Genomic DNA, 16,309 nt, shown 5'->3' with positions numbered 1-16,309 from the left:
CAGCGGGCGCAGGATCAGCCCGCGTCGTCGCGCGCCTTGCCGCCCGCAAAAGCCTCGCGAAACCCTGGCGTCGCCAGCGCGCTGAGGATGTCGCGCAGGGCCTCGGTGCGCGCCTGCCCGAAAGCCGCCTCGAAGCGCGCCTGGGCGTCCTGCCAGAGCGGGATCGTCTGCTCCAGCTTGGCCGCGCCGAGGTCGGTCAGCGCCACGCGGCGGACGCGGCGGTCGGCCGCGTCCGGGACGAGGCGGAGATAGCCGTCCCGGGCCAGCGGCTTCAGGGTGTGGCCGAGGCCGGACAGGTCCATCACCATCGCCTCGGCGAGCTGCCCCATGGTCGGGCTTCCCATCGCGCGGACGGTGACGAGGAGGCTGTGCTGGGTCGTTCGCAGGCCGCCGGGCGCCAGCACCTCGTCGTAGAGCTGCCCGATGTTTCGGGTTGCCCTGCGCAGCGCCGCGTTGCTGCACCGGCTCCGCGAGGCGATGGCGCAGCCGGTCGTCGCGTCGGTGCGGGCTCGCGTGCCCTTCGCCATCGTTCGCCTCGCGCCCCGGCCGGCTGGCCCGGCTGCCCGCAATTACCGGCACTTGCATGCGTATAGCGGGATTCGACTCCGGCCGTCAGTCCCGTCGCGGGATACGGCCGGATGCCGAAGCTTCGGAGCCCGGAAGGGGTCAGCGCGGACGGCGCCCGGCGCCCCCGCCGAAGCGGCGGCCGACATAGGCGATCAGCTTCGGCACGATGAAGGCGGTGAGGAGCTTGCGGATCATGGAATCTGTCCTGTCTCTGGCGGTCAGCGCGCCGGGCGGAGCAGCCAACCGGCGGCGAAGGCCACCGCGGCGAGCGCGAGGAGGGTGGTGGCGCGGTTCTCGTCGGCATAGCCGAGGGCCTGGCGGCCATAGGTCTCGCTGCGGCGGCGTGCGTCGCGCGCGTAGCGGCTGCCGTCGTCGATGAGGCTCTCTCCGCGGCGGCGGGCTTCGCGGGCGAGGTGGGTTCCGTCCTCGATCACGTCCTCGGCCCGGTCGCGGGCGCGGCCGTAGGCGTACTGCGCGCCGCCGGCGACCTGATCGACCGCGCCGCGGACCTGGCGCCCGGCCTCGCCGGTGATGCCGCCGAGGGTGGATTGGGCGCGGCCCTTGAGGTGGCGCTTGGCGCCCCGGTATTCGTCGCGGTTCATGGTCGGCATCCGTCGGTTCGGGTGGAAAGGTGCGGGACGGCATCGGCCGCCGTCCCGCATCGTCGGATCGGCAAGGCGCGCGTCCCTCGGGACGCGGGCTTCGCTCAGAACTTGCTCTTCACCTTGTCGGCCAGGTTCTGGGCGCCGTCCTTGGCGTCGCCGACGGTCTTCTGGGCTTCGCCCTTCAACTCCTGCGCCTTGCCCTCGGCGACGAGCTTGTCGTTGCCGGTGACGTTGCCGACGCCCTGCTTGACGTTGGCGACGGCCTCGTTGGCCAGGCCCTTGATCTTGTCGGTGGTGCTGCTCATCGAAAACGCTCCTTGTGCGATGTCATGGGAACCGGCCGATCCGACCGGCGGGAGGTCGGCCCCGGCGTGCCGGGGCCGGAGGGGTCAGGCGCGACGGGTGGTGCCGTAGGCCAGCGCCGGGTTGACGGCGCCGAAGCGGCCGCCGAGGAAGCCGGCGAGCGCGCCGAGGATCAGCGCGAGGGCGCCGTAGAACGCGCCCTGCGTGGCCGCGCTGCGGGCGGCCTCGGCCGCGACCTTGGCCTTCTGCTTGGCGTCGGCGACGGCGGCGTCGTACTGCTTCTCGTAGTCCTGGATCTGCGTCTTGGCCTGGTCGGTCGGGATGCCCTGGGCCTTGGCCAGCGCGTCGGCGGCGCGGTTCTCGGCCTGGGCCTTCTGGGCCGGGTCGCCCGAGAGCAGGGCGCGGACCGCCGAGGCGGCGGCATCGCGCAGGGCCTGCGGGTCCTGGCCGGCCGCCTGCTGGCGCACCGTGTTCTCGATCCCGTCGAGCGGGTTCGAGATCTTGGACAGCGAGGGCGCCGCGGCCTGGGCGGCCGTCTGCACGGTGCCGCCGACGAGCGAGCCGGCGCCGCCGAGGGTGCTGGTCACCGCGCCGAACGCGCCGCCGACGAGGCCGCCGACGGCGGAGCTGAGCAGGTACAGCACGACGAGGGTGCTCACCGCCCAGGAGACGAGGCCGTGATAGCCGGCGGTGGCGGCGACGGGCTTGCCCGAGAGGCGACCGGCGAGGAAGCCGCCGACGAGGGCCGCAACGATGCCGGACACGACGAACCAGACGCCGGCGCCCATCGACAGGGTCGAGGCGGCGGGGTTGTCACCGGCGGGATAGCCGACGCTGGACAGGCCGACGCCGACGCCGACCATGTTCAGGATGACCTGCACCACCAGCGCCAGGACGGCGCCGGCGAAGATCGCGCCCCAGGACGCCTGGTGCAGGTGGACGGTGGAGGCTGCGCTCGCCGCGACGGGGGCGGCGGAAATGTTGGACGATGTGGCCACGGTATGCTCCGAAAGACTTGACGCGACGACGAGGGCTGTCAGCGGCGGGAATGGATGAGGAGGGCGAGGCCGTAGCCGACGGCTCCGGCGATCATCAGGGCGACGAAGGGGCTTTCCTCGACCTGGTGGCTGACGGCGCGACGGCCCTGGCGGAGGTAGTGGCCGCTGTTCTCGTAGGCGTCCTCGGCGTAGTCCGAGGCTTCGCCGGCGACGTGCCGGACGGCGTCCTTGGCCTGGCCGTAGAGGTTCTCGGCCGACCCCTGGGCTTCGCGGAAGCGGCCCTCGACCGAGTCGTTCCGCGATCCGACGAGATCGCCGACGGCGCCCTGTGCCTTGCCCGCAAATTCTTTCGCTGCGCCCGTGACGCGATCCGTATCGACCATGATGCTCGTCCTGTTGCTTCGAGGTGTGGGAGACGTGTGCGACGTGTCGCCCGGGCTACGGCATGCGCGTGGACCCGGACGTCGCGTCGGACTTCGAAAAACTCGTGTTCGCTTCGATCTCGGCCGCGGCGCGCAGGTCGCCGGCGGCTGCCCGATCGAGCTGACGGCGCGATCCGCACAGATCGCTTGCGGTTCGATGCGGCGGGTTGCTGCCCCTGTTCTTGTTGGTCTGGCCTTTATCCTTTGGAGATGGTGACACCCATCGAACAGGCAATGGTATAAAACTACTGGTATTCTGATTTATTCATATTGGGATGGTCGCCGGCAGGCCGTGCTCGCGCGCCCACACGATCACCTCCGAGCGCTTGTGCAGGCCGAGCTTGCGGTAGAGCGCGGCGGTGTGGTTGCGGACGGTGTTGCGCGACAGGTTCAGCCGCTTGGCGATGGCATCGTCGCTCAGCCCTGCGCAGACCAGACCGAGCATCTGGCGCTCGCGCACCGTGAGGCTGAGGGTCGGATCCTCGGCGCTCGCCTCGCCCGGGTGGCGCAGGCTCGCGAGCTTCTCGATCAGGCCGCGGCTGAACCAGGAGGTGTCGGCCATCACCGCCTCGATCGCGACGAACAGGTCGCGCTCGGAGCGCTTGCGCTCGGTGATGTCCTGCAGCACCGCCAGCACGAACGCCTCGTCGTTGATGGTGACGCGCTCGGCGGAGACGAGGCAATCGAGGTCTCCGGCCTCCTGGGCGTGCAGGCAGGTCTCCAGCCCGAGGACGGAGCCGGTGCGGATCACCGCGGATTCGAAGCGCTGGCGGGCCGCATCCTTGGTCCAGAGACCGATCTCCTCCGGCGTGCGGCCGACGACCTTGTCCTGGCCGTAGCCGAACACCCGGGTGAAGGCCTCGTTGATGCCGGTGACCGCGAAGCCGTCGGCCCGGCACAGCATGGTCGGCACGGGCGTGAGCTGGAACGCCTTGGCGAAGCGCTCCTCGCTCTGGCGCAGCGCCGTCTCGGCCTTCTTGCGCAGCTCGAGGTCGGCGAAGGTGAACAGCATGCACGGCTCGTCGCCCAGCTCCATCGGCTGGCCGGCGACGATCACGAACCGTGTGCCGCCGTCCGGCAGCCCGAGGCAGGCCTCCATCTGCGGGACCGTGGTGCCGGCGTTGAGGCGGGCGATCGCGAGGTCGCGGCTGCGCGCGCCGGCGAGCACGTCGACCTCGTAGACGCTGCGCCCGATCACGGCGTCGCGGGTGTAGCCGGTCATCTCGAGGAAGCCGGTGTTGACCTTGACGTGACGCAGGTCGGACAGGCGGGTGATCACCGCCGGGGCCGGGTTGGCGTTGAAGGTCTTCTCGAACCGCTCCTCCGCCTCGAATTGCGGGGTCACGTTCTGGAGGATCAGCGCGAGGCAGCTCGGCGTCCCGGACGTGTCGGTCGCGACGATGCTGCGGAGCGAATGGACGAAGTCGACGTCCGGCCGGTCGGTGCGGCGCACGTCGACGATGACGTCGTGGAAGGTCTCGCCGCGCACCACCCGCTCGATCGGGTACTGGTCCGGCGGGCGGTTGTTGCGGTAGCGCAGGGAGAACCGGGCCCGGTACTCGTCCACCGTCGCGCCGAGCTCGGCGAGGCTCTCGGCCCCGTGCATGGCGAGCGCGGCCTCGTTCGCCCAGACGATGCGCTGATCAGGCTCGACGAGGATCACCCCTTCGGTCAGGCCGGCGATGATCTGCCGGAGTTCCGATCTGTCGACGCCTGCGGTCACGGGTGGGGCACGTCCTACCAAGGGATCGACCCAGGGTTGGACGATCCCGGCAGCAACAGTTGCGAATGCAACTGGTTCCCGGTCTCGATTGTTTTCACTGGTACGATCGTCACGCCACGTTAGTGACCCGGCCTGGTGCAGGGTCCCCGTGATCGATCCAACGCGTCGGCAGCGTCCGTTGCGGACCGGCCGATCGTCCCGCGATCGGCCGCGTCGCATCAGGTGGAATGCGTGGCGTCCCCGGCAGGGTGGCGCGACAAGCTAAAAATCTGCAATTAAATCAGTGAGATGCAGGCGCCGTACGAACGCGGAGTGTAGGACCGGGGTAGCTTACAGGCAAGTCGCACCACGGACCCAGGTAGTCCACGTCATCCTTTCCGAGCCGTGACAGGAGACGCCAAGGCGCATCCCCACAGTCATGGTGTGCCCACACGGAACCTCGGCGTCTCTTGGAATCAGCCCATTGCGGGGGCCGCATGCAACATGTAGCGTATAACTCAATCGGAGACCACCACATGTCGCGGTATCGCACGGACGACGAGATCGAGGAAATCGCCAAACGCCTCCGCATGAGGTTGGGCTTCGAGCGTGACACGCCGATCGACATGATGGCCGTGTTGCAGAAGCTCCAGGTGTTGAGTGCTTGCTTCCGGTTCGAACGGTTGACCGACTTTAAGCTGCCGGATGCCGAAGCCCAATGGGACGCAGCACAAGGGCTAATGACCCTGCGGGAGAGCGTCTATCAAGGCGTTATTGCAGAGCACCCACGCGCTCGTATGACCGCAGCACATGAACTCGGCCACTTCGCACTTGGGCATAGCGGAGTGCGAAATCGAAGCCTCGTTAAAAACGCTGCTGAAAAGTTTGTATCGGCAGTGAAGCAAGAAGAGTTTGAGGCTAGGCGCTTCGCCGCGATTTTCTTAGCGCCAGCATATCTCGTGGGGGCAAGCGAGACTGTCGAGTCCATAAGCTCGCGGTTTGGTCTTAGCCTGGAGGCCGCTGCGATCCGGCAAGAGGAGGTAGCGAAGCTTGCCCGGCGGGCAACGGGTCAGATGCGGGAGTTGCCACCGGGAGTCGTTGATTTCCTGCGGGCCGCCAAAGAGCGGGGCGAGAAGGTTACAACGGTACTGCCGGACTAAAACCTAGGGGTCACTCGCGCGACACCTCACACCTGAAACGCAGCGGCAGAGTTTCCCCCGTACCCCTCCGCCCGGCCTCCCTCGGGCGCGAGCGCGATGGCCCCTCCCGCCGGCCTCGTGCCACCCTCGCGCAGCCGGCGCCCGGGCCTCCGCCACTTCCAAGTCTCCCGCGCGTTACCCAGTCAGGAAGGCCACGGCGGCCCGCACGAGGTTGGCCATGAAGAACCCCGCATTGAGCCTCTGGCTGTCTGGCGCTAATCGCGCGGCCGGCTGGTGGATGGGAACGGCTACGTCCATCGTTCGACGGCAACAGCAGTTGGCACTTGCCGAGATGACAAAGGCCGCCACAGGGAAGAAGCCCGCACGGAAGCGCAAGGCCAAGCCGAAGGCCCGAGTGTGATCCGGTGTCGGCCGCGACTGCGATTAGCTTTGGCTGCCCGCCTCAGGCCGCTTTTGCGGGCTCGGCATCACAAAGCAACGGGACGTAGGCGCACCACTGGCAGTAGCCTTTTGCTTCCGTCTGTTGAGCATTGCGCTGGGAGCAGTGTGGGCAGACCCTCAATGTCAGCTTGAAGCCCGTAAGCGAGCCATCACCTCGCCCGCGAAACGTTACCGGCCCTTGTGGAACGTGCACTACCAAATGGTCTTTCAACATTCAGCAACCCCGCGTTGGGCCTTTCTAGCGCAGGTTGCATCAAGCAATCAAATGCTAAGTTTCAGTTCAAAGGCTTTTAGCCGGTTATACGCCACGGCGTTCCGTGGCTTGTCCGAAAGGGTATACCGCAGCGTACGCCACCGAGGTTGTCCGGTAGGCCGTCCGTAAGGGTTGACATCGGTCAACGGACAGCTGATTCTGCGGACAACATCCTTTCGGACAAGTGCCGCTCCTATGCAGACCATCCTCTACGCCCGGGTCTCGACCACCGATCAGACCATCACCCACCAGCGGACCCAGGCCGAGGCGGCCGGCTTCGAGGTAGACGAGGTGGTCGCGGACGAGGGGGTGTCAGGCCTCACCACCAGCCTCAAGGATCGCCCTCAGGGCCGCAGGCTCTTCGACATGCTTCGCCGCGGGGATACCCTCGTGGTCCGCTGGGTGGACCGCCTAGGCCGCAACTACGCGGACGTGTGCGACACCATCCGGGAGTTGATGCGCCGGGGCGTCATCGTCCGCACCGTCATCAACGGCCTCACCTTCGACGGGGCCACTAAGGACCCGATGCAGCAAGCCGTGCGGGATGCGCTCATCGGCTTCATGGCCGCCACGGCGCAGGCCCAGGCGGAGGCGACCAAGGAAGCGCAAAGGGCCGGCATCGACCACGCCAAGGGCCGTGAGGACGCCTACCGAGGCCGCAAGCCCAGCTTCACGCGGGCGCAGTTCGATGCCGTTACGGAGGCTCTGAGCATGGGTGAGGGCGTGAGCGATATCGCCGCTGTTACCGGCCTTACTCGACAAGCCATCTACCGCATCCGCGACAACCCTGTAGGGTCGGAAGCTGCATTAGCACGATGGTCGTAGGGATGGATGCACCAGAACGGCCATGGTCCGCCGCGAGATTAGCGGTCTCGGCCCTCCGCGTTGCCGCCGCAGCCGACGAGCTGATGGCCAGCCACTATGCCAACCTCGCGGCCTATATGGACCGGCAGGCCTCGTGCGGGGCTGGCGAACTGTTCCGTACCTTGAGCCGGCGTCATGCCATCCAGGCGCTCGCTAAGCGCGGCGAGGCAGCGGCCTTGGCTCAGGAGAATGGCCTGCTCTGGGAAGACTAACGGTCAGAGCCACTCGCGGCAGAGACTGTGGGCAAGCTATGCTGACGCCTCCCCCTCACAGAAACGAAATGTTAACCATGTTCGGCCACGCATATCTTGGGAGCTTGTAGAAGGGCAACGACCATGCTCGACGTGGTATTCTGGTGCTGTGAGCTTGTCGCGGTCGCTGGAAGCGCGGGCCTTGTTGTCATCCATTTGCCCCGCCCGCGAGTCAGACACCCACGCATTGAGTGGGATCATTCGTCGGAGGCGATAGCGGTAGACTAGGGGCGTCGCGTTGAGTGAGCCTGCTCTCATCAAGGAATAAGATGCGACGCAGTGGGACGAGCTTAAAGGCGTCCCTCGGCCTTCGCCATGCTCGCCGGGATGAAGGCGAGGACGACGGCAACCATCACCCCGAACCAACATCCAATAGCCTTGACCGCGAAGTCCCCGAAGCGACCATGCCGGGTTAGCTCGAGGTTCTGCATCGCTTCCATGGCACCAGCAAGCGCGATCAGCCCTCCCACGATCTGCCAACGGCGGTTCGGGTATCCGAGGGCGAACAAGAAGCTCACCACCGCGTAGGAGCCAAACCGCTCGACGGAGACCGGGGCATCGCTGATGGGCCGAAGGCCGATGGGCGCGAGCGTCGCGAAGACAACTCCCGCCAGGAGCAGCCAGCTGAGAATGCGGGAGGTCTTCATCATGAGGGGATGGTGCCCGGTTGCCTTGGCGAGACTGAGGCGGAGGCAACGGTCGGGCCATCAGGTACCGCCTTACTCAACAGCACAGCGCCGGGACATCCTGAGAAAGGTGGGCGGGACCAGCTCACGGGATGAAGGGTAGGCGGCATGCAACATGCAAGCGTGGCGCTATCGCAAAACGAGTCCGCAGGCAGTACTTAGCCTTATTACCATTCTCAGGCTTAGGCGCTTAAGATGCCGCTGTTCTATATCGACCTTCATGACGGTACTAATTTCGTGCGCGACAAGAAAGGCTTTGATTTACCAGACGCAGGAGCGGCGCGAGAGAAGTTGGGTCATGTTTTGAAGCGATTCTCTGAGCTGCTGGACACAACATCAGACGGTCAAATATTCTTGGCGAGCGTTCGAGATCAGGCCGGAACCATAATCATGCGGGCACGGCTTACGCTTGCTATCGAAGAGCTTGAAACGGCTTAGTGGCTTCGCCGCCCGCTTTCCCTCTACGCCCTCATCCCCTCAGGGACTTCACAGCCGACCTCGGCTCTTCGCGAACGCTGCTTGCCCGATGGCGCGGCGCCGGGCCAACTTCGTCATGCCGGCCTCGATGGTCTCCCGGTCCAGCACCTCGGGATCGAACGGGCCGCCGTACCATTCGAGCATCCGTTTGCGCTCTCGGTGCCGAGGCTTGGTGACTGCCTCAAGAAATTCCTCGAAGCCCATCATGCCGCCCACGTCCTCGGGAGGTGCCCGCCTCGCCCCGTCGAGGAAGCGCGGGTAGGCGACTGCGGGGTCAGCCAGGCCGACCAGCTCGACCGCGATGGTGTGCTGCCAGTTGTCCCCGAAGTCGTAGGTATAGGCGAAGGCGGTGGTGCCCCGATCAACGAGCGCCCCGAGCTTCGTGGTCTTGGCGCTTCGGGTGTTCCCGTCTGGCCACTCCGGGTCCGGGATGGCGTAGCGGACCAGCCCCTCTTGGAATTGGAACAGGTGGTAGTCCTGGAAGGGCATCGCCGCCTGGATCACCTCGTGAAGGAGCTTGAGGCTCGCGGTGAGAGGCACCTCGACAATCCGCCAAATGGTGGGCTCGGTGTCGTCTAGCGTGATGCGAAGGCGGGCGATGCGACTCAGCTCGGGCATGGTCCGAGGTTACCGCGGGGGTTGCTGGGTGCAATCCCGGAAGGGGCCACGGCAACCATCGGGCTCACCCCGCCTTGCCGGCCTCCCTCTCCTTCACCGCCGCATCATACCCAGCGACTCACTGCGCGTGGGCCTCGGTGCCCTCTGCATACGGATAGGCCTCCCGGCTGATCCCTTTGGCTGGCGCGTAGTAGCCCAGGGCATGGTGGTCGAGGTCTTCGTCTGGTCGTTGTCGGACGGCCAGGAACGCAGGGTGCCGGGGGGCCGCTCCAAGGCTTGCTCTGCTATGGCTCTACTGAGCCAACGGCTTCGGTCACCCTGATCAAAGCCGCTAATTTAGTGCGGCAGGACGACGCATCTAAGCAGTGTCTTAGGAGAATTCGCCTGGCGTATCCCAGCCGTAAACCCATGTCGGAGTTAGCTTCCGATGTCCTTACCTAAGGACATTGCTGCACCAATAACTGGAGTAAGCCTTCTAAATTGTCTTGACGAACGGTCTTTACAGACCCAACTCATCAGTGCGCGAAAAGCATCCGCGGCTCTCCTTGAGCATTAGCTAACCGCGTTTCACCCAAAGCGAAAGCATTTCGAAATGCACCGCACGAGCTTTGCATCAACACCCTTGATTACGCCTGATCGTCTTATGGCAGATCGCACCGAAGCCTTTGCAAGACTCCCCGATTGGGCTCGCGGAGGAGAGAGTGCCGGCTCCGACCTGGACATCGCGGATGATGTCTTCACTGTCCGCGTAGATGGCGCCGAGCCGCTCATCTCAAAGTTTCCCTTCATCGGCGCTGCCATCCTCGTTGAACTGACCCGGTACGGCAATGGGATCGTGACTAACCCGAACGGCACCGGCAGCAACTACGTGAAGATAACATTCGCGAAGCACCCGAAGGACTCGATGCCGGTTTCGCGAATCATCGCGGACGCACTGCCCCGGCAGGCAGTCCACCCTGTGGGCGACCTCGGAGACTATCGCCCGGAGTTTTTGGAGAAGCGCGGAGCCGGCAAGGCGGCCAAGAACGCCCGAGAAACTGCGGTCAGGCACAGCGTCGAGCTATGTCGCGAGGCCGGAGCTGATGCGGACGCCTATGAAGCGAACCTCCGAGCGCTCTTCGAGATGCACGATGATCTCTTACTCGGCCGCTTCGACTACTGATGTCCATCACCGACGCGGCCCGCCGCAAACGCAGGGCCGAACTCAAGGTCCGCTTGGAGTCCGACACCGAAGACCATCTCGCGCGATGCACTATCCCGAGCTGCCACCGACCAACCATGCGAGCCGCTCGGGTCGGACTCTCCGCCGAACTGTGCAAGTACCATTCGCAACGGGTTGCCCGACACGGTAGCGCCTTCGCGCCCACGATCCGCGCGGCCGACCTCAAGCCTTACCTCGCGACCGCCCGTCGCTGGATTGGAGAGAACACGGCCGACGCTTTCACCATCCACGCCCTGCGGTGCCTGCGAGGTCTCCTTGATGGTGCCGGCATGGCTGAGCCCGCAATGGACCTCAAGGGCCGTTCAGCAGCCTTCCGGTCCCGGGTCGCCTTCGCGCGGCTTCGGGAGGCAGGAGTCGAACCGGAACGATTGCTAGCGACCCACCTCGCAATCGCCGCCCTGATTGAAGATGACAACGAGAGCCACCGAGTTCGGGAGTATCGCATCGTACAGGTCGCGAAGGTGGCGCACCGCCTCGCCAGCGGCACGCATCGCAGGTGGGACTTTCCATTGAGCGATGGGACGACAGCACCCTTGGTGATGCACGTCTACCCGAAGTCAGCCGGCAGGGTCCTCCGGGTAATGGGAGAGGAGCTGGAGACAGCGTGCGAGTTGGTGACCAGCAGGGACATGGAGACCATTCGACGCCTCAAACGCGAACGGCACGGTCCTCATACGAGCCAGCTTCCCGGCTGGCGGCCGCGGTGGCAGCGCGAACGGACAGCAGCGATGGCCTAATGGACTCACGCGCGAGCGATTAGGCGGCGGAAGTTCGGGCCGCACATGTGAGTAAGATGGGAGCCTCGAAAAGCGCCATGCCCGATGGAGAGGCAGAGCCCCGCAGTTGGCTTCGGTTCGATCCCCTCCTCCGCCCTTCGTCGCCCCGCATGGTATCTGCCGTGCGGGGCCTCATGGCACACCTAGAGGCCCGTGAAGCCGTTCTCGGCACTCGCCGCCGTCGTCGGGATCGGGCCGCCCTTGACAGCTTCCTGTGCGCTGCATCGACCATCGCGAGCAACTTGGTTTGGAGCACCATGGACCCGCTCGGGCGGTCTTTAGCCGTACCGCGTGACCGGAGCCTTATGGGTGCTGGCGGCCGGTATGCGCACGCCTGCTACGGTCAACCATTCCTCGACACGCTGGACCTCATGGGACGGCCCGAGGTCGGCCTCATCGAGAACTTGTTGCGGGGCTACAGCTACCGAGACGGCGCGTCAGCACCTTCGACCGTACGACCCACGGCGGCTTTCCTCGCCCTGTTCCCTGCCGGTGACGTGACGTGGCGCGACTTCACACGTGATGATGAGCCAGACGTACTGGTGCTTAAAGCACCGAAGGCAAAGGGGGCCGCGTCGAGCGATAGGATGGACTACCGCGACACCGCACATACCCGGAAGCTCCGCCGAGAGGTGAAGGCACTTAACGCGATCCTTTCCGCAGCGCCGTTCTGGCTCACGGGTGATGCTGGCCCATTGGCGTTGGATCAGGATGGCGACCCGATAGACCCCCTCCGCCGTACAGTCTGGCGGACCTTCAACAACGGTACCTTCATGGAAGGAGGCCGACTTTGGGGTGGCTTCTGGGAAACGATGAGGCGGGGCGACCGCTTCCGTTTGCTGCGCATTGGCTCGACCAAGCACCCCGAAGGCGAGCGGGTCTGCAACGTCGATTTCCGGGCGCTCAACCCAACCCTCTGCTACGTCCTGGAGAGCCTACCGATCCCGGAGGACGACCTCTACGACATCCGCGGGGATGGGTCGGACCGGGCCGGCTTCAAGGTCCTAATGAGCGCCATGCTGTTCGCGCAGCGGCGTCTCACTCAGCTACCGTCCGAGGCCCGCGCGAAGTTCCCTCCCGGTACCGCTACGAAAGACGTTGTGGCTGCCATTGAGCGCCGCCACGCGCCTATCGCCCACCGCTTCTGGACAGGGTACGGGCACCGCCTCGCCTTCGTGGAAAGCAGCATCCTCATGATGGCCCTTGAGGACTTGGCCCGACAGGGGGTGACGGCTCTCCCGCTTCATGACTCCGTCCTCGTGGCACGGTCCGAAGCAGAGAGAGCACGCCTCGCAATGGCCAATGCATTTGCCTCCGCCACGGGCGAACCTCGCGCGGCCCTGAGCATCGACTATGGCGAGCAATATCAATAGCTTATCAATTTAGCTCCCTGCTTATGCCCTTGTGTCTCTCCTCTAGGTCTTCCGAAGCGGAACAGGGCAATCCCGCCGCCTCAATCCTAATTGCCATTTGCTGGAAGGCTGCACCGAGTGGATCGACCGAGGAGAATGAGACCACGCAGAGTCTAAGCCCCCTAAGGGCAATCAGTGGTGGTGATATTGCCCCAATCTCCTACCCCCTCCACTGCCGGCCTCATGCGTCCAGCAGGCCCCACCACAAGGTACCAACCAGCCACCTTAGCGGCAGTGAATCTGAGACTGTGAACGACCGGACCCGTTTGGGTCCACAAGGCCCGACCCCATGCCCACCCACGGTACCCGGTGGCACCCCCAAGTCGGGCATCAGGTACCCGCGGAGGTTGGGGGCGAGGGACTGCACCCATTACGGGCGGGGCGTGGAGGCTCACCCTGTAGGGACACCAGAAGCCCACCCGGTGACGGGCAAGAGTTGGCTTGGTGGCGGGCATGAAGGTGCCCTAGTGCGGGGTGGACTGTGCCGGGTGGTGGTCATGAGAGGGGCTTGAGGTGGTGACTTCCCAGTCACCTTGAGGACAGCAGCACCGGCAGGCCTGGAGGTCGCGAGAAGGGTGGGGAGGAAGAGGGGGTCTCAGCCGCTAACGATGCTTAGCGGTACCGCAGCGACGTATTGAGAAGCGTCCGGCAAGCGGCTGAGGGCGGACCCGGTGGTGCGCGAGGCGGTCTTCAAGCAGGCTGTATGGGGCCTTGCGGCTTCCGCGGCGGTGAAGGGGCGAGGACGGACCAGCCGACGGGTGGGGGGCCATCGCTAGGATGGGTAAAGCGTTTGGAGGGGGGCCTCAGCGGGTGGTGCCGGAGCAGTAGGCGGGAGAGATGGTGGCTGAGGTGGGCGATACGTGTTCACCTCGGCAGCACGTCAAATACCGAGTGACTGCTTGGCAGCAGCGTGGCTAGGGTGCTGAACCCATCCAGCAGTTCGGTGAGGCCTCAGTGCGCAGCCCGTCTGAAATTCAGGTCCACGTTCCAAATCGCTTAACAAAGCCGGGTGCACCAACAGCTAAAAGTATTGCGTTGAAGAGCGGCCCGCGAGTTTTTAAGACCGCAACACTTTTCGATATCCCCGATACCAAGCGAGGGGGTGTTCATCATGATAATCTCAAGATCGAAACCCAAATACGCGAGAACGGCGGTTGGGGACCACCGGTTGATGGACGCTCCATAAGTTTGGAGAGAGAAGAAATTGATAGGCTTACCGACTTCCTCGGCGCCAGAAGAGATGGTGTTATCCCCTCAGATAGAGGGCGGTATCTCATGCTCCCTGCAGGGGCAAAGGCGGAGTTCTTGCTCGAACAAGTCGGAGCATTAGAAACGCCTGATAAGACTGATGCGTTGGCGCTTCTTCTTCGCCACGCATCCGAGAAGCCGCAAATGCTGAGAGACCTAATCGAACGCCTCTCAACCGATGGGGACTACCTCGAAAAAACTGTAGCATCCATAAATCTAGCGGTCTACGAACGCGTCGTAAAGAAATTAGAGTACCTCATAGACACATCAACGAGAGAGCAGGATTTTCAGAGTCTGCTCGAAGAGCATCCGTGGTTGTTTGGAAGCGGGTACTCAGAATTATTGCCCCGCCGATGCTTTGTGCGCGATCAGCAAAAAGATTTTGTAACTCGGCGTACCACCGATGGGCGCATCGAGGTGATCGAGATAAAAACTCCGATGAACGGTAAAAGCCTTTTTGCTTACGACGCCGACCATAAAAACCTCTTCCCTTCGTCCGCCCTTTCCAGGGTTACCGCCCAAGTAGAAAACTATCTCGACAGCCTCGATGGCAACCGCAATGCCATTAAAGTTACTGACAATATCGACACTGCGAAGGTATGCGCGAAGATAATCATTGGACGTGACGGAGATGATGCACAGCGATCCTCACTCGTCCGGCACAATGGGCACCTTAATCGAATTGAGATAATCACTTTCGATGGCCTTCTTGCTATCGCCAAGCGAGTATTGCGCTACCTTCAAGACCCGGTAAGTCATGACAGGCGGGGAAACCCGCCCAAGTCACAAGCTCTTGAGCTGGATGATGACATTCCCTTTTAGACAGAGCGAGCGACCAGCGAGCACTACAATGGGCGAAGCCCGCTTAGCGCTCTCATCTAAGACCCCGGGCCGCCTCGGGCGCTTGTATCCGCTCCAGCTCCTTCGGCCAGGCCCCTTAACCCGAAGCCGCCCCCGTAGCTCCTCCCGACGCCAATGCTGCCCGTGTGCTCAGGGAGCGCATCGTGGCCTTCTATCCTACCCCCGCCAGCCCACCCACCGTGCCATCGCGAAGACCGCCACGGCCACCAGGGGGAACAGCGCGAGGAAGGCCGCCGCGCCTTGAAGGTCCCGGCTCGCGGTGCCGTCCTCAACGATCACCCGCCGGGCCAGCGCGAGGGTAGGCGTGAGGGCGACCGCAAGGACCACCGCCGTGGTCGCTGCCTTCCGCATATCGGTGGGTCTCCTCACGCCAGGACCGGACAAAACTAGCGAGCGACCAGCGAGCCCTACAATGGGCGCAGCCCGCACAATGCCGAAGCTTCAGACCGCTCATACAACCCGGCCCAAGGCGGACCCACCCGCCCTATCCTCGCGTTGACGGTTCGCCTACCCGCCAGCCTGTGAGGTCGCCCTGTGGCACTTGAAACCGTCTCGGAGCTACGCCGGCCCGTCTCGCTCGGTTTGGCCATCGCCGTCGTCGCCTTGCTCGCTGTCGGGATCATCATGGCCGTCCAGCAAGGCAATGAGCGCCGGTCGCATGCTCGGCACATTACGATGCTCGTCACAGCCCAAGAAGACCTCCGGCAGCAACTCGTCCAGCAACAGGCGACGGCAGGTACTCTCACCGAGTTGCAGGCCAGAACCGCCGCAAGCGAGCAGGAGGGCAAGCTGGCCACTCAGAAGCTCGTGACGGCGCGAGAAGAGCTTGCCGCCTTGGAGCTGCGCCGGAGCGAGTTACAGCAAAGAGCGGAGGAGGCCGACAAGATGGTAAGTGCCGAGGCTCAGCAGCTTGTTACTCTCCAGGCCCGGGCTCAGCAATCGAGCGATGCCTTGGCGGCGGCTGCGCGAGATATCGCCCTCGCACACGCAGAGCGAAGCCAGGTACAAGATGCCGTTACGAAGTTGAGCGCGGAGAAGCTGAGTAGTGCCTCTGAGCTGGAGGCTGCCAAGAGCAAGCTCGCAGAGACGCAAGGCCAGCTTTCCTCGGTTGCAGAGGACCTCACGGCGAAGACCGGGGAGCTGGCAAAGCTCGACAAGCTGCTCAGCGTGACGCGCCAGCAGGTCGCCGCTCAGAAGGAGCCTACCGAGGGCGCAGCCAATCAGAACCGAGAGATTGATCCTGAGGCAAATCCAGGAGCCCCGGCGGCAAAGTAGACCTTAACACCGGCCTCCCACCTCAGGCATCGGACCGCTCAAGCCACCATCGGAACTTCGCGCCGAATGCAGCATGCCTCTGAGGTGAGCCGGGGACAGAATAAGACCGTCACTCGTGGTCACCCAGGGCGTCCCGGTGCCGTCATTGAGCGCCTTGAGGGCTTCATC

General features: G+C 64.4%; 19 protein-coding genes. 10 read left to right on the top strand and 9 right to left on the bottom strand.

The window, feature by feature from the left end; genetic code table 11:
* Window positions 1-14: 14 nt before the first annotated feature.
* The 6 genes from ACFZ8E_RS22770 to ACFZ8E_RS22745 all read right to left on the bottom strand — a co-directional run bounded on the left by ACFZ8E_RS22770 (window position 15) and on the right by ACFZ8E_RS22745 (window position 4,618).
* Window positions 15-527: a MarR family winged helix-turn-helix transcriptional regulator gene (locus ACFZ8E_RS22770; RefSeq protein ID WP_243947257.1), complete on the bottom strand. Its 513-nt coding sequence runs from the start codon at window positions 525-527 to the stop codon at window positions 15-17.
* Window positions 528-785: 258 nt separating this feature from the next.
* Window positions 786-1,169: a CsbD family protein gene (locus ACFZ8E_RS22765; protein WP_243947259.1), complete on the bottom strand. Its 384-nt coding sequence runs from the start codon at window positions 1,167-1,169 to the stop codon at window positions 786-788.
* A 104-nt stretch (window positions 1,170-1,273) separates the two neighbouring features.
* Window positions 1,274-1,477, bottom strand: coding sequence for a CsbD family protein (locus ACFZ8E_RS22760; RefSeq protein ID WP_405043853.1), 204 nt, complete (start codon window positions 1,475-1,477; stop codon window positions 1,274-1,276).
* 84 nt (window positions 1,478-1,561) lie between these two features.
* Window positions 1,562-2,473, bottom strand: a complete 912-nt coding sequence (locus ACFZ8E_RS22755; RefSeq protein WP_147859722.1) for a PhnA-like protein — start codon at window positions 2,471-2,473, stop codon at window positions 1,562-1,564.
* 38 nt (window positions 2,474-2,511) lie between these two features.
* Window positions 2,512-2,856, bottom strand: coding sequence for a CsbD family protein (locus ACFZ8E_RS22750; protein WP_243931725.1), 345 nt, complete (start codon window positions 2,854-2,856; stop codon window positions 2,512-2,514).
* A gap of 304 nt (window positions 2,857-3,160) precedes the next feature.
* On the bottom strand, window positions 3,161-4,618 hold the full coding sequence (locus tag ACFZ8E_RS22745; protein ID WP_405043852.1) for a helix-turn-helix transcriptional regulator: 1,458 nt from the start codon (window positions 4,616-4,618) through the stop codon (window positions 3,161-3,163).
* A 515-nt stretch (window positions 4,619-5,133) separates the two neighbouring features.
* Between ACFZ8E_RS22745 and ACFZ8E_RS22740 the strand changes: the two genes are divergently transcribed.
* The 4 genes from ACFZ8E_RS22740 (at window position 5,134) to ACFZ8E_RS22725 (ending at window position 7,527) form a co-directional block, all read left to right on the top strand.
* A complete protein-coding gene (locus ACFZ8E_RS22740) occupies window positions 5,134-5,757 on the top strand; it encodes an ImmA/IrrE family metallo-endopeptidase (protein WP_405043851.1) in 624 nt (207 codons plus the stop codon).
* A 217-nt stretch (window positions 5,758-5,974) separates the two neighbouring features.
* A complete protein-coding gene (locus ACFZ8E_RS22735) occupies window positions 5,975-6,157 on the top strand; it encodes a hypothetical protein (RefSeq protein ID WP_405043850.1) in 183 nt (60 codons plus the stop codon).
* A 489-nt stretch (window positions 6,158-6,646) separates the two neighbouring features.
* Window positions 6,647-7,276, top strand: coding sequence for a recombinase family protein (locus ACFZ8E_RS22730; RefSeq protein WP_405043849.1), 630 nt, complete (start codon window positions 6,647-6,649; stop codon window positions 7,274-7,276).
* A gap of 83 nt (window positions 7,277-7,359) precedes the next feature.
* On the top strand, window positions 7,360-7,527 hold the full coding sequence (locus tag ACFZ8E_RS22725) for a hypothetical protein (RefSeq protein WP_405043848.1): 168 nt from the start codon (window positions 7,360-7,362) through the stop codon (window positions 7,525-7,527).
* 329 nt (window positions 7,528-7,856) lie between these two features.
* On the opposite strand, the gene ACFZ8E_RS22720 is transcribed toward ACFZ8E_RS22725, so the two are convergent.
* Complete coding sequence (locus ACFZ8E_RS22720) at window positions 7,857-8,216, bottom strand: hypothetical protein (RefSeq protein WP_405043847.1); 360 nt, start codon at window positions 8,214-8,216, stop codon at window positions 7,857-7,859.
* A 231-nt stretch (window positions 8,217-8,447) separates the two neighbouring features.
* On the opposite strand from ACFZ8E_RS22720, the gene ACFZ8E_RS22715 reads away from it, so the two are divergent.
* Complete coding sequence (locus ACFZ8E_RS22715) at window positions 8,448-8,690, top strand: DUF6894 family protein (RefSeq protein ID WP_405043846.1); 243 nt, start codon at window positions 8,448-8,450, stop codon at window positions 8,688-8,690.
* Between the two features lie 48 nt (window positions 8,691-8,738).
* Here the strand turns inward: ACFZ8E_RS22715 and ACFZ8E_RS22710 are convergent, their stop codons facing one another.
* Window positions 8,739-9,347, bottom strand: coding sequence for a plasmid pRiA4b ORF-3 family protein (locus ACFZ8E_RS22710; RefSeq protein WP_405043845.1), 609 nt, complete (start codon window positions 9,345-9,347; stop codon window positions 8,739-8,741).
* Between the two features lie 643 nt (window positions 9,348-9,990).
* On the opposite strand from ACFZ8E_RS22710, the gene ACFZ8E_RS22705 reads away from it, so the two are divergent.
* From ACFZ8E_RS22705 to ACFZ8E_RS22690, 4 genes are all read left to right on the top strand, one after another.
* On the top strand, window positions 9,991-10,509 hold the full coding sequence (locus ACFZ8E_RS22705) for a hypothetical protein (RefSeq protein ID WP_405043844.1): 519 nt from the start codon (window positions 9,991-9,993) through the stop codon (window positions 10,507-10,509).
* Window positions 10,509-11,306, top strand: a complete 798-nt coding sequence (locus ACFZ8E_RS22700; RefSeq protein ID WP_405043843.1) for a hypothetical protein — start codon at window positions 10,509-10,511, stop codon at window positions 11,304-11,306. Before ACFZ8E_RS22705 ends, ACFZ8E_RS22700 begins: the two co-directional genes overlap by 1 nt.
* A 344-nt stretch (window positions 11,307-11,650) precedes the next feature.
* Window positions 11,651-12,718 (top strand): hypothetical protein, encoded by a 1,068-nt coding sequence (locus ACFZ8E_RS22695; protein WP_405043842.1) that lies wholly within the window; start codon window positions 11,651-11,653, stop codon window positions 12,716-12,718.
* A 993-nt stretch (window positions 12,719-13,711) separates the two neighbouring features.
* Window positions 13,712-14,827 carry a Shedu anti-phage system protein SduA domain-containing protein gene (locus ACFZ8E_RS22690; RefSeq protein WP_405043841.1) on the top strand — a complete coding sequence of 372 codons (1,116 nt, stop codon included), beginning with the start codon at window positions 13,712-13,714 and terminating at the stop codon, window positions 14,825-14,827.
* A 195-nt stretch (window positions 14,828-15,022) separates the two neighbouring features.
* Here the strand turns inward: ACFZ8E_RS22690 and ACFZ8E_RS22685 are convergent, their stop codons facing one another.
* Window positions 15,023-15,217 carry a hypothetical protein gene (locus ACFZ8E_RS22685; protein WP_405043840.1) on the bottom strand — a complete coding sequence of 65 codons (195 nt, stop codon included), beginning with the start codon at window positions 15,215-15,217 and terminating at the stop codon, window positions 15,023-15,025.
* 183 nt (window positions 15,218-15,400) lie between these two features.
* Between ACFZ8E_RS22685 and ACFZ8E_RS22680 the strand changes: the two genes are divergently transcribed.
* On the top strand, window positions 15,401-16,141 hold the full coding sequence (locus ACFZ8E_RS22680; RefSeq protein WP_405043839.1) for a hypothetical protein: 741 nt from the start codon (window positions 15,401-15,403) through the stop codon (window positions 16,139-16,141).
* The last annotated feature ends 168 nt before the right edge of the window (window positions 16,142-16,309 follow it).

Source organism: Methylobacterium sp. HMF5984 (assembly GCF_045033435.1).
Taxonomy (GTDB): Bacteria; Pseudomonadota; Alphaproteobacteria; order Rhizobiales; family Beijerinckiaceae; genus Methylobacterium.
Note: the sequence above shows the minus strand (reverse complement) of the source record. Positions and strands in the feature narration are given on the sequence as shown.

Bases quoted from the DNA above. Each gene is read 5' to 3' on its own strand.
- ACFZ8E_RS22750 (WP_243931725.1), bottom strand. From the start codon at position 2,856: ATGGTCGATACGGATCGCGTCACGGGCGCAGCGAAAGAATTTGCGGGC.
- ACFZ8E_RS22685 (WP_405043840.1), bottom strand. From the start codon at position 15,217: ATGCGGAAGGCAGCGACCACGGCGGTGGTCCTTGCGGTCGCCCTCACG.
- ACFZ8E_RS22740 (WP_405043851.1), top strand. From the start codon at position 5,134: ATGTCGCGGTATCGCACGGACGACGAGATCGAGGAAATCGCCAAACGC.
- ACFZ8E_RS22705 (WP_405043844.1), top strand. From the start codon at position 9,991: ATGGCAGATCGCACCGAAGCCTTTGCAAGACTCCCCGATTGGGCTCGC.
- ACFZ8E_RS22700 (WP_405043843.1), top strand. From the start codon at position 10,509: ATGTCCATCACCGACGCGGCCCGCCGCAAACGCAGGGCCGAACTCAAG.
- ACFZ8E_RS22765 (WP_243947259.1), bottom strand. From the start codon at position 1,169: ATGAACCGCGACGAATACCGGGGCGCCAAGCGCCACCTCAAGGGCCGC.
- ACFZ8E_RS22735 (WP_405043850.1), top strand. From the start codon at position 5,975: ATGAAGAACCCCGCATTGAGCCTCTGGCTGTCTGGCGCTAATCGCGCG.
- ACFZ8E_RS22695 (WP_405043842.1), top strand. From the start codon at position 11,651: ATGGGTGCTGGCGGCCGGTATGCGCACGCCTGCTACGGTCAACCATTC.
- ACFZ8E_RS22760 (WP_405043853.1), bottom strand. From the start codon at position 1,477: ATGAGCAGCACCACCGACAAGATCAAGGGCCTGGCCAACGAGGCCGTC.
- ACFZ8E_RS22725 (WP_405043848.1), top strand. From the start codon at position 7,360: ATGGCCAGCCACTATGCCAACCTCGCGGCCTATATGGACCGGCAGGCC.
- ACFZ8E_RS22710 (WP_405043845.1), bottom strand. From the start codon at position 9,347: ATGCCCGAGCTGAGTCGCATCGCCCGCCTTCGCATCACGCTAGACGAC.
- ACFZ8E_RS22720 (WP_405043847.1), bottom strand. From the start codon at position 8,216: ATGATGAAGACCTCCCGCATTCTCAGCTGGCTGCTCCTGGCGGGAGTT.
- ACFZ8E_RS22715 (WP_405043846.1), top strand. From the start codon at position 8,448: ATGCCGCTGTTCTATATCGACCTTCATGACGGTACTAATTTCGTGCGC.
- ACFZ8E_RS22730 (WP_405043849.1), top strand. From the start codon at position 6,647: ATGCAGACCATCCTCTACGCCCGGGTCTCGACCACCGATCAGACCATC.
- ACFZ8E_RS22770 (WP_243947257.1), bottom strand. From the start codon at position 527: ATGGCGAAGGGCACGCGAGCCCGCACCGACGCGACGACCGGCTGCGCC.